The sequence below is a fragment of the Streptomyces sp. NPDC002790 genome (assembly GCF_040295505.1).
Classification (GTDB): domain Bacteria; phylum Actinomycetota; class Actinomycetes; order Streptomycetales; family Streptomycetaceae; genus Streptomyces.
Window position 1 is genome coordinate 16,490 of record NZ_JBEOVM010000089.1, and the last position, 10,720, is coordinate 27,209.

13 protein-coding genes are annotated in these 10,720 nt (G+C 72.3%); 8 read left to right on the top strand and 5 right to left on the bottom strand.

The window, feature by feature from the left end:
• The first annotated feature begins 74 nt into the window (after window positions 1–74).
• Together ABT004_RS28115 and ABT004_RS28120 are read left to right on the top strand one after the other, a co-directional pair.
• A complete protein-coding gene (locus ABT004_RS28115) occupies window positions 75–836 on the top strand; it encodes an NUDIX hydrolase (protein WP_351342242.1) in 762 nt (253 codons plus the stop codon).
• Complete coding sequence (locus ABT004_RS28120; RefSeq protein ID WP_351342244.1) at window positions 833–1,843, top strand: ADP-ribosylglycohydrolase family protein; 1,011 nt, start codon at window positions 833–835, stop codon at window positions 1,841–1,843. Before ABT004_RS28115 ends, ABT004_RS28120 begins: the two co-directional genes overlap by 4 nt.
• Before the next feature lie 13 nt (window positions 1,844–1,856).
• Here the strand turns inward: ABT004_RS28120 and ABT004_RS28125 are convergent, their stop codons facing one another.
• The 3 genes from ABT004_RS28125 to ABT004_RS28135 are packed head-to-tail and all read right to left on the bottom strand — an operon-like array spanning window position 1,857 to window position 3,602.
• Window positions 1,857–2,321: a Rieske (2Fe-2S) protein gene (locus ABT004_RS28125; protein ID WP_351342246.1), complete on the bottom strand. Its 465-nt coding sequence runs from the start codon at window positions 2,319–2,321 to the stop codon at window positions 1,857–1,859.
• On the bottom strand, window positions 2,318–2,896 hold the full coding sequence (locus ABT004_RS28130; RefSeq protein WP_351342248.1) for a DUF6529 family protein: 579 nt from the start codon (window positions 2,894–2,896) through the stop codon (window positions 2,318–2,320). The genes ABT004_RS28125 and ABT004_RS28130 overlap by 4 nt, the downstream gene beginning before the upstream one ends.
• Window positions 2,897–2,930: 34 nt before the next feature.
• A complete protein-coding gene (locus ABT004_RS28135) occupies window positions 2,931–3,602 on the bottom strand; it encodes a hypothetical protein (protein WP_351342250.1) in 672 nt (223 codons plus the stop codon).
• Window positions 3,603–3,829: 227 nt separating this feature from the next.
• Here ABT004_RS28135 and aroH point away from each other — a divergent pair, with 227 nt between their 5' ends.
• The 5 genes from aroH to der all read left to right on the top strand — a co-directional run bounded on the left by aroH (window position 3,830) and on the right by der (window position 8,281).
• Entirely contained in the window at window positions 3,830–4,192 is a 363-nt protein-coding gene (gene aroH, locus ABT004_RS28140) for a chorismate mutase (protein WP_351342251.1), read from the top strand.
• On the top strand, window positions 4,189–5,274 hold the full coding sequence (locus tag ABT004_RS28145) for a prephenate dehydrogenase (RefSeq protein WP_351342253.1): 1,086 nt from the start codon (window positions 4,189–4,191) through the stop codon (window positions 5,272–5,274). Before aroH ends, ABT004_RS28145 begins: the two co-directional genes overlap by 4 nt.
• 113 nt (window positions 5,275–5,387) lie before the next feature.
• Complete coding sequence (gene cmk, locus ABT004_RS28150; RefSeq protein ID WP_351342255.1) at window positions 5,388–6,080, top strand: (d)CMP kinase; 693 nt, start codon at window positions 5,388–5,390, stop codon at window positions 6,078–6,080.
• Window positions 6,077–6,724, top strand: a complete 648-nt coding sequence (locus ABT004_RS28155) for a lysophospholipid acyltransferase family protein (protein WP_351342257.1) — start codon at window positions 6,077–6,079, stop codon at window positions 6,722–6,724. The genes cmk and ABT004_RS28155 overlap by 4 nt, the downstream gene beginning before the upstream one ends.
• A gap of 81 nt (window positions 6,725–6,805) precedes the next feature.
• Complete coding sequence (gene der / locus ABT004_RS28160; RefSeq protein WP_351342259.1) at window positions 6,806–8,281, top strand: ribosome biogenesis GTPase Der; 1,476 nt, start codon at window positions 6,806–6,808, stop codon at window positions 8,279–8,281.
• A 110-nt stretch (window positions 8,282–8,391) separates the two neighbouring features.
• On the opposite strand, the gene ABT004_RS36435 is transcribed toward der, so the two are convergent.
• Complete coding sequence (locus ABT004_RS36435) at window positions 8,392–8,610, bottom strand: hypothetical protein (RefSeq protein ID WP_451192695.1); 219 nt, start codon at window positions 8,608–8,610, stop codon at window positions 8,392–8,394.
• Window positions 8,611–8,866: 256 nt separating this feature from the next.
• On the bottom strand, window positions 8,867–9,670 hold the full coding sequence (locus ABT004_RS28170; RefSeq protein ID WP_351342263.1) for a DUF8842 C-terminal domain-containing protein: 804 nt from the start codon (window positions 9,668–9,670) through the stop codon (window positions 8,867–8,869).
• A 399-nt stretch (window positions 9,671–10,069) separates the two neighbouring features.
• On the opposite strand from ABT004_RS28170, the gene ABT004_RS28175 reads away from it, so the two are divergent.
• Window positions 10,070–10,672, top strand: coding sequence for a transglycosylase family protein (locus ABT004_RS28175; RefSeq protein WP_351342264.1), 603 nt, complete (start codon window positions 10,070–10,072; stop codon window positions 10,670–10,672).
• The last annotated feature ends 48 nt before the right edge of the window (window positions 10,673–10,720 follow it).

The window sequence follows — 10,720 nt, forward strand, 5'->3', positions numbered from 1 at the left end:
ACCTTCGCGGGTCTTGTGTGCGGCGACCCCCTCCTTTTAGAGTCCATTGGACCAATAAGGGAGGGGGTCTCCGCATGTCCGACAACGGTCTGCCCGGCACTGGCCCAGTGGCGGGTTACGACAAGCACGCCTACGAGCCCTTCGCCGTCACCGTCGACCTGGCCGTGTTCACGCTCAGGTCGGGGCGGCTGCACATCCTGCTCGTCGAGCGCGGTCACGAGCCGTACGCGGGGCGCTGGGCGCTGCCCGGCGGGTTCCTGGAGCCGCACGAGTCCGCGGAGGACGCGGCGCGGCGCGAACTCGCCGAGGAGACCGGGCTCGCCGATGTCGCCGGGCTGCATCTGGAACAGCTGCGTACGTACAGCGAACCGGGGCGCGATCCCCGGATGCGCGTGGTGTCCGTCGCGTTCGCCGCGCTCGTGCCGGACGCCCCGCAGGCGCACGGCGGCGGGGACGCGGCGCGGGCCGCCTGGCTGCCGTACGAGGCGCAGGGCCCGCTCGCCTTCGATCACGACCGGATCCTCGCCGACGCCCAGATCCGGATCGGCGGGAAGCTCGAGTACACCTGCCTGGCCACCGCGTTCTGCCCGCCCGAGTTCACGCTCGGCGAGCTGCGGCAGGTCTACGAGGTGGTGTGGGGGACCGACCTCGACCCGGCGAACTTCCGGCGCAAGGTGCTCGCGACGCCCGGCTTCGTCGAGCAGATCCCCGGCGCGTCCCGGCTCACCGGCGGGCGCGGCAAGCCCGCGGCGCTGTACCGGGCCGGCGACGCCACGTCCTTGCATCCACCGCTGCTGCGCCCCGCGCACGAGCCTTCGGAAGGAACCCGCCGATGACGAAGACCGCCGCCACCGGATCGCTGCTCGGCCTCGCCCTCGGGGACGCCCTCGGCTACCCGACAGAGTTCAGCGACGTACCCGCCATCCTCGCCGGGCACGGGCCCTGGCGGCAGATGGAGCTGCCAGGCCACCCCGTCGCGTACATCACCGACGACACGCAGATGGCGCTCGCCGTGGCGCGGGCGCTGCGCTCGAGCGGGGTGCCTCTCTCGCCGGAGCGCTTCGAGGGGCCGCTGCGCGGGGAGTTCGTCGACTGGTACCGGTCGCCCGACAACGACCGGGCGCCCGGCAACACCTGCCTGCGCGCGTGCGGGCTTCTGGAGACCGGGAGCCGGACCTGGCAGGACGCCAGCCAGATCCACTCCAAGGGCTGCGGGGCCAATATGCGCGTCACCCCGCTCGGGCTCGCCCCCGGCCTGAGTGACGAACAGCGGGCGGGCGGCGCCCAGTTGCAGGCGGGGCTGACGCATGGCCACCCCACGGGCCTCGCCGCCGCCGACCTCACCGCGCACGCCGTACGCCTCCTCGCCGAGGGCGCGGAGCCGACGGGCCTGGTCGGCCTGCTCCGCTCCTACGCCTACGAGAACCGGGAGACGTACCACGAGGCCTGGCTCGGTGACCTGTGGCGGCGTGGAGAGCAATCGACGCCGCAGAGCTTCATCGCGCACGGCTGGGACGAGTGCCTCGGCGTCCTCGACCGGCTGCGGGACGCGCTGCGCGAACCGTCCCCCGAGACCGACCCGTGCCTCGCCACGGGCGCCGGCTGGATCGCCGAACAGGCGCTGGCCACTGGTCTGTTGTGTTTCCTGATGTTCGTCGACGAACCGGTCCTGGCCCTGCGCCGAGCCGCCTGCACCTCCGGCGACTCGGACTCGATCGCGGCCCTCGCCGGGGCGTTCGCGGGCGCCCACCTCGGCGCCGGCGCGTGGCCGAAGGAGTGGGTCGAACGTATCGAGCACCGGGACGAGCTGCTGGAGTTCGGGGCGGGGTGGGACGTGGCGTGAGGCGCGGCGCCCGTCAGGTCAGCGTGATCGAGTCCCCGGTGACCTTGATCTGGCGGGTGTCCAGGGGGCGGGGGGCCGGGCCACCCGCCACCGAGGCGTCGGCGACCTTGAACTTGGAGCCGTGGCAGGGGCAGTTGATGGTGCCGCCGGAGACGTCCTTGACGGTGCAGCCCTGATGCGTGCAGGCCGCGGAGAAGGCCTTGAAGTCGCCCTTGGCCGGCTGGGTCACCACGACCTTGTCGGCGGGGAAGACCTTGCCGCCGCCGACGGGGATGTCGGAGGTCTTCGTCAACTCCTTTGCCGCGGGCGGCTTTTGGGAGCCTCCGTCGGTCGGTTTCGAGGCCGAGGCGGTGGTCTCCGACGTGGACGCCTGCTCGCCCCCGCCGCCCTGGTTCTCGTCGCCGTACTTGCTGCAGCCCGCCGCCAGGGCCGCCGCGCCCGCGACCAGGACGCTCCTGCGGGACGCGGTGCGCCTCATGTCGTCACTCCCACCGTCCGGAAGAACCACAGCGCCGACGTCAGCCACAGCAGCGTCAGGACCGCGAACGCGAGACCGCCCACCACCGGCAGCAGCCAGCCCGGCAGCCGCTCCGTGCGCAGCAGCAGCATCTTGGCGCTGAACGCCCCGAAGAAGAAGCAGCCCAGGAGCGAGTGCCACATGACCCGTGTCGAGTACGTCTGGTAGCCGAGCGCGTAGAGGCAGTGCACCGCCACCGGGACCGCGAGAAGAAACGCGATCCGGCCCGACCAGCGGTGCAGCACCGGTGCCCAGGACGGGCCGCGCAGCTTCCCGTAGACCATGAACGCCGAGACGATCTGGACGAGCGCGAAGGCGAAGGCCGCCGTCGCCAGCCAGGACTTCACCGCGCTCGTGCTGGAGAAGCCGGCGAGGTTGAACGCCGTGCCCTCCGGGTCGTGCACCTTGCCGTACGCGCCGAGCGCCACGGCCACCACCGCCGCGACGAGCGCGGGGACCAGATAGCGGGCCGCGGACGGGCGGCGGTGGTCGGGGTTCGGGAAGCTCTGGGTGGCGGCGTTCGGGTCGACGGTCATGGGAGCCCTCTCTGAACGGCTCGGCGTGTGCTGCTCAGGGGACGACCGGGCGGGCCGTCAGGCGGTCGCCGTCGACCGTGACCGCCCCCGAGTCCGGGTCGATGCGCGGCGCGGCGGACGGCTTGTCGTCGCGGCGCACGATGCCCACCTGGCGGCCGTCGGGCAGCACGATCCAGCCGCCGTCGATCTTCGCGCCGCGCACCTCGGTGGTCGCGCGGTACAGGCCGGACGGCTTGACGGCCTTCTTCGCCGTGAAGCCGTAGGGGTGCTTGTCGATGGTCGTGGTGCCGCGCACCCGATCGCCGGCGAGCCTGCCGTCCAGCTTCGCGCCGTGCTTGCCGGAGAGCTTCATCTCGCCGTCTTCCTCGACGTTCCCCTTCAGCCACGACTCCTTGGAGCGGCCGTCGCAGAAGTAGGCGATCGCCTTGTCGCCGCGCACGGATATGGAGATCGCGGACGTGTCGTCGTCGGTGCGGCCCGCGTAGCCCGTCTTCGGGCGGGCCGTCCGCGTCGGGCTCGCCTCCGAAGGTTTCGTGGGCGACGGGCTCGCCTTGGAGGGCGACGCGGAGGCGGACGGCGTGACCGTCGCCGCGGGAGCCTCCCCGTACGACGAAGTGCCCTCGCCGGTCGTCGCGTTGAGCGACAGCACGAACAGGCCGAGGGCCAGTCCGGCGAGCAGTGTGAACAGCGGCCCGGAGCGCTTCATGGCCGAGCCTCCCCCCGAGGCGGCAGCGGTACCGCCTCCATGCAAGCAGCTTCGGCCGGGTGGCGACAGGGGGCGGTTCGGGTGACATTGAGGTGGTCCGGGTTTCCGGCGCCCCAGAGGCGGGCGTCTCGGTAGACGGGCGCCGTGCACCCCCGCCTCCCACCTTGATTACGCTGGTCTCCTATTCCGATTGCGTGTACGCAGAAGATCAGCAAAGGGGCAGTGACGTGGCGGTACGAGCGGTCCGGGGCGCCGTCCAACTCGAACGGGACGAGGCCGGCCACATGGACGAGCAGGTGAGCGAGCTGCTCACCGCCGTCCTTGAGCGCAACGAGCTGACCGCCGACGACCTGATCTCCATCTGGTTCACGGCCACGCCCGATCTGCACTCCGACTTCCCGGCGGCCGCCGCCCGCAAGCTCGGCATCGTCGACGTACCGCTGATCTGCGCGCAGGAACTCGACATCGCCGGCGCCCTGCCGCGCGTCGTCCGGATCCTCGCGCACATCGAGACCGAGCGGCCCAAGGCCGAGGTCGCGCACGTCTACCTCGGCGCGGCGGCCACCCTCCGCAAGGACATCGCCCAGTGAGAACCGCACTCGTCGTCGGCACCGGCCTGATCGGCACCTCCGCCGCCCTGGCCCTCGCCTCGCGCGGCGTCACCGTGCACCTCGTCGACCACGACCCCGGGCAGGCCCGCACCGCCGCCGCGCTCGGCGCCGGGACCGACGAGGCGCCCGAGGGACCCGTCGACCTGTGCATCGTGGCCGTGCCGCCCGCGCACGTCGCCACCTCGCTCGCCGACGCGATGCGCCGCGGCCTCGCCCGCGCCTACATCGACGTCGCCAGCGTCAAGGGCGGCCCGCGCAGCGAGCTGGAGGAGCTGGGCCTCGACCTCACCCCGTACATCGGTACGCACCCGATGTCGGGCCGTGAGCGCAGCGGCCCGCTCGCGGCCGACGCCGACCTCTTCGAGGGGCGGCCGTGGGTCCTGACCCCGACCCGCGACACGGACACCGAGGTCCTGAACCTCGCCCTGGAACTGGTCGCCCTGTGCCGGGCCGTCCCGGTCGTCATGGACGCCGACGCCCACGACCGGGCCGTCGCGCTCGTCTCGCACATGCCGCACCTGGTCTCCAGCATGGTCGCGGCCCGCCTGGAGAACGCCGAGGACGCCGCCGTCCGGCTGTGCGGGCAGGGCATCCGTGATGTGACACGGATCGCCGCATCGGACCCGCGGATGTGGATCGACATCCTCTCCGCGAACCCGGGCCCGGTCGCCGACCTGCTCTCCGCCGTCGCGGGCGACCTGGAGGAGACCGTGCAGTCCCTGCGCTCCCTGCAGTCCTCCGACGACGCCAAGCGCCGCGAGGGCGCGGACGGCGTCGAGACGATGCTGCGGCGGGGCAACGCGGGCCAGTCCCGGGTCCCCGGCAAGCACGGCGCGGCACCGGCGGCGTACGAGATCGTGGCCGTCCTCATCTCCGACCAGCCGGGCGAGCTGGCCCGGATCTTCGCCGACGCGGGCTCGGCCGGCGTCAACATCGAGGACGTGCGGATCGAGCACGCGACCGGGCAGCAGGCCGGTTTCGTCCAGCTCATGGTGCAGCCGGCGCAGGCGCCGAAGCTGGCCGCGGCGCTGCGCGAGCGCGGCTGGGCGATGCGTCAGTAGCGGGGCCGGTGGAGGCACGTAAGAAGGGGTCTTCCGGAGCCAGTAACCTTGTGCGGGGCGCTCCCGCGCCCCGCACCCATGCCCCCGTGCACTGAGAAAGGTGTCCGTCACCTATGGAAACCGCCGCGACCGCCGCCGCAGCAGTGATCGTCGCCATCGACGGACCCTCCGGCACGGGCAAGTCGAGCACCTCCAAGGCCGTCGCCGCGCAGCTCGGCCTGAGCTACCTGGACACCGGCGCCCAGTACCGGGCGATCACCTGGTGGATGGTGAACAACGGCATCGAGTTGGACGACCCGTCCGCGATCGCCGCCGTCGCCGGCAAGGCCGACATCGTCTCCGGCACCGACCCGGGCGCCCCCACCATCACGGTGGACGGCACGGACGTCGCCGCCCCGATCCGCACCGGCGAGGTCACCTCCAAGGTCAGCGCCGTCAGCGCCGTCCCCGAGGTGCGCGCCCGGATCACCGAGCTGCAGCGCACCATCGCGCTCGGCGCCGAGAAGGGCATCGTCGTCGAGGGCCGCGACATCGGTACGACCGTGCTGCCCGACGCCGACCTGAAGATCTTCCTCACCGCCTCGCCCGAGGCCCGCGCCGCCCGCCGCTCCGGCGAGCTCAAGGGCTCCGACGTGAAGGCCACGCAGGAGGCCCTCGTCGCCCGTGACAAGGCCGACTCGAGCCGCAAGACGTCGCCGCTGGCCAAGGCCGACGACGCCGTCGAGGTCGACACCAGCGACCTCACGCTGCAGCAGGTCATCGAGTGCGTCGTCACGCTGGTCGAGGAGAAGCGAGCCTCCAAGTGACCGATGCGCCCTCCGAGCGAGGCGCCGAAGTGGGTCGGCGCATCGGCGTCGGCCTCATGTACGGGCTGTGGAAGCCGCGGGTCCTGGGATCCTGGCGGGTCCCGGCGGCCGGTCCGGTGATCCTCGCGGTGAACCACTCCCACAACATCGACGGCCCCATGGTCATGGGCGTCGCTCCGCGCCCGACGCACTTCCTGATCAAGCAGGAGGCGTTCGTCGGACCGCTCGGCCCCTTCCTCGAAGGGATCGGGCAGGTCAAGGTCGACCGCACGAGCGCGGACCGCACGGCCATCACCCGGACGCTGGGCGTCCTCGCCGACGGCGGCGTTCTCGGCATCTTCCCCGAGGGCACCCGGGGCGAGGGCGACTTCGCGTCGCTGCGGGCCGGACTCGCGTACTTCGCGGTGCGCAGCGGGGCGCCGATCGTCCCGGTCGCCGTCCTGGGAAGCACGGAGCGGTCCGGACGGTTGATAAAGCGGCTGCCCCCGCTCAGAAGCCGGGTCGACGTCGTCTTCGGCGACCCCTTCGAGGCGGGCGACGGCAGCGGACGGCGTACCCGCAAGGCCCTCGACGAAGCCACCGTACGCATCCAGGCGCGGCTCAGCGGCCACCTGGACGATGCCAGGCGCCTGACCGGGCGCTGAGCGAGACTTTCAGTAGTGGAACGCGGCACACGAAACGGCGGTCCACCGATCACCACGAATGAACGACGAGGTACGGACTTCATGAACGACCAGATCCAGCCCGAGGGATCCCCGGAGCACGAGCACGGGGAACTCGGCGACGCTGAGTACGCGGAGTTCATGGAGCTCGCCGCGGAGGAGGGCTTCGACCTCGAGGACGTCGACGGCGCGCTCGACGACGCGGGCCACGGCCCGCTGCCCGTCCTCGCCGTCGTCGGCCGCCCGAATGTCGGCAAGTCGACCCTGGTGAACCGCATCATCGGGCGCCGCGAGGCCGTCGTCGAGGACAAGCCGGGTGTCACGCGTGACCGCGTCACCTATGAGGCCGAGTGGGCGGGCCGCCGCTTCAAGCTCGTCGACACCGGCGGCTGGGAGCAGGACGTCCTCGGCATCGACGCGTCCGTGGCCGCGCAGGCCGAGTACGCGATCGAGGCCGCCGACGCCGTCGTCTTCGTCGTCGACGCCAAGGTCGGCGTCACCGACACCGACGAGGCCGTCGTGCGCCTGCTGCGCAAGGCCAACAAGCCGGTCGTGCTCTGCGCCAACAAGGTCGACGGCCCGAGCGGCGAGGCGGACGCCTCGTACCTGTGGTCCCTCGGCATCGGCGAGCCGCACCCGGTCTCCTCGCTGCACGGCCGCGGCACCGGCGACATGCTCGACGCCGTCATCGCGGCCCTCCCCGAGGCCCCGATGCAGACCTTCGGCGGTGCGGGGCTCGGCGGGCCGCGCCGGATCGCCCTGATCGGCCGCCCGAACGTCGGCAAGTCCTCGCTCCTGAACAAGGTGGCCGACGAGGACCGCGTCGTCGTCAACGAGCTGGCGGGCACCACCCGCGACCCCGTCGACGAGCTGATCGAGCTCGGCGGCATCACCTGGAAGTTCATCGACACGGCGGGCATCCGCAAGCGCGTCCACCTCCAGCAGGGCGCCGACTACTACGCGTCGCTGCGCACCGCCGCCGCCGTGGAGAAGGCGGAGGTCGCGGTCATCCTGATCGACGCCTCCGAGTCGATCTCCATCCAGGACCAGCGGATCGTGACGATGGCGGTCGAGGCGGGCCGCGCGATCGTCCTCGCGTTCAACAAGTGGGACACCCTCGACGAGGAGCGTCGCTACTACCTGGAGCGCGAGATCGAGACCGAGCTCGGCCAGGTCGCCTGGGCGCCCCGGGTGAACGTGTCGGCGCACACCGGCCGCCACATGGAGAAGCTGGTCCCCGCGATCGAGGCCGCCCTCGACGGCTGGGAGACGCGCATCCCGACGGGCCGGCTCAACGCCTTCCTCGGCGAGCTCGTCGCCTCCCACCCGCACCCGGTCCGCGGCGGCAAGCAGCCCCGCATCCTGTTCGGCACGCAGGCCGCCTCCAAGCCGCCCCGGTTCGTGCTCTTCGCCTCCGGCTTCATCGAGCACGGCTACCGCCGCTTCGTGGAGCGCCGCCTGCGCGAGGAGTTCGGCTTCGAGGGCACGCCGATCCACATCTCCGTACGCGTGCGTGAGAAGCGCGGCAGGAAGAAGTAGCGGTCCCTTGAAGTAGGCAGCTCGGACGAACGCCGCCGGTGGAGACATCCACTCGGCGGCGTTTTCTGTGCGGGGCGCGGGGCGCCCGACCGGGGCTATGACACAGGCTCTTAGTACTCCCGGCGTGGCCCTGGCGGCAGGGCCGGGAAGTGCCGTCCCGTGGTGTGCTGCTGCGGGTGCGGCTGCCAGCGCGGCGGATGGTGCGGGCGCGGGCCGTGCAGCGGGTCGAAGCCCCTGAACCCCAGGTCGTCCTCGCCGCTGCGGTCGCCCGGCAGCGTCCGGAAGGATCGGCGCCACTCCGCGAACAGGGCGTCGTAGATGGGGGTCACCGAGGGGCCGCTCCTCGCGTGGCCGCCCGGTTGGTCCTCCGCGGGGCGCATCGACGGGATCGGGTTCTGATACGGCTGGTGCCGTCGGGACGAAGGGGCGGTTCCGGGCGCGGGGGATGAGGTCGGGTCGTATGGGTGCACGTGTGTGCCAACGAACCGGGCCCCCGACGGATGCGCCCTTGGCCTGCGCTGTTGCGGGCTGTCAGCGGTGTGACCGGTGCATTCGTGGGGGCCCCGGGGGTGTGTCCCGGTCGGCTCAGGTGCCGGCGAGCGGCATGGCGGCGGCCACCAGGCGTCCGTTCGCCGCCGCCTTGTCGAGGGCCTGGCGGAGCAGGTCCTCGCGCGGCTGGTGGCCGATCGAGCCGGCGGAGGCGGCGAAGAGGAGCACCGTCTGCGTCTTGTTCGCCGCGGTCCGCCAGCCCTCCGTGACCAACAGCGGCTGGTGTGCCTGCCACCAGGCGACCTGGGCGGGGGAGCCCCCGGTGCCGGGCTGCAGGATCGCGTGCAGCTGGCCCATCGCGAGCAGCACCGACCAGCCGCCGAGGACCGAGGGGACCCCGTCCAGCGTGGTGGCCGGCATGAAGCCCTGCTCGATCAGGAGCGGCAGGAAGTCGTCCCCGTCCGTGGTCGTGCCGGGGCGGGCGATGGGGCCCGTCGGCTCGACGACGAGCGCGGGGTGCGTCGTGTCGCCGATCAGTACGAGGCCGCTGGTCACGCCGAGTACGGCCTGCGAGGGCGCGGCGGGGCCGCCGCCGTCCGGCTGTGCGGCCGCGGCGTCCTGCCCACCGCCGCTGATGGACTGCACGGCGCCCTGCAGCTGGTCCTCCGCGACCTGGACGACCTGCGAGGGCAGGCAGGTGGCATGGGCGAAGGCGAGCACGGCGGTCTCGTCGCCGACGAAGAGGACGGTGCTGGTCGGCTGCTGCTGCGAGTCGCCCGGCGTGCGGCAGGAGGTGCAGTCGTAGCTGCCGGGGGCGTTGTCGCCGGTCATCAGGCGGTCGGCTTCTTCGTCGCCGATCTCGGCGCGTACGTCGTTGCTGACGTCGAGCAAGCGAGGCACGGGGACTCCTCAGGGATCTGTTGGGCCGATCGGGGTGATCGGTCGCGGTCAGGCGAGTGCTTATGAAGGACAACGGACGATCTGTGTCCTCGGTCACGCCCGGATCGGAACGGAATCGTCTCATCCGGCGCACACCGTGAACGACCGCCCGGAATCCGTCACTCCCCGCCAACTTGTGGGATTTCCAAGGAAGTTGGACCGGTGAGGTGAGTCACAGATCGTCAGGGTGGCAGGTCGACAAATACTGAAATCGTTGTATGTATCGGGTGGCTTGAAATCGCCGGTACCCCGGGTAACGGCGAACTGGCCTGGCGGGACGGGCCGTTGGTTGTCGTGACCGCCGTGGGCTGCCTAGATTCCACCGCCGTCCGCAACGAGCAGTCCACGAGAGGGATTCTCATGTCCGCGCCGATTCGTACGGCTCGCACGACAACGGCACGCACGACAGCGGTCCTCGCCGGGGTGGCACTCGCCGCCCCACTCGGTCTCCTCGCCCTCGCCGGACCCGCCCCAGCGGCGGACGGCGGCGTCTGGGACCGCATCGCACGCTGCGAGAGCGGCGGCAACTGGCAGATCAACACCGGGAACGGCTACTACGGCGGGCTCCAGTTCTCGGCCGGCACCTGGCGCGCGTACGGCGGCGGGGCCTACGCTGCGACCGCCGACCGGGCCTCCAGGGCCCAGCAGATCGCCGTCGCGACCAAGGTGCAGCGCGCGCAGGGCTGGGGCGCCTGGCCCACGTGCGCGGCACGGGCCGGGGCGTACGGCAGCGCGCCGGGCGCCCAGTCGGCCCCCAAGGCCGCGCCGCAGCAGCGGGGTTCAGGCCACACCGACCGCGGCGCCGCCCGGCGTGGCGGCTACGTCGTCCGAGGCGGCGACACCCTGGGCCGCATCGCCGCGGCCCACGGCACCAACTGGCAGCGCCTGTACGCCACGAACAAGGCGGTGATCGGCGGTGACCCCGACCTGATCATGCCGGGGCAGCGGCTGCGGCTGCGCTGACCGCATGTGCGCCGCGCGGCCCCACCCGGTCCGCCGACCGGGTGGGGC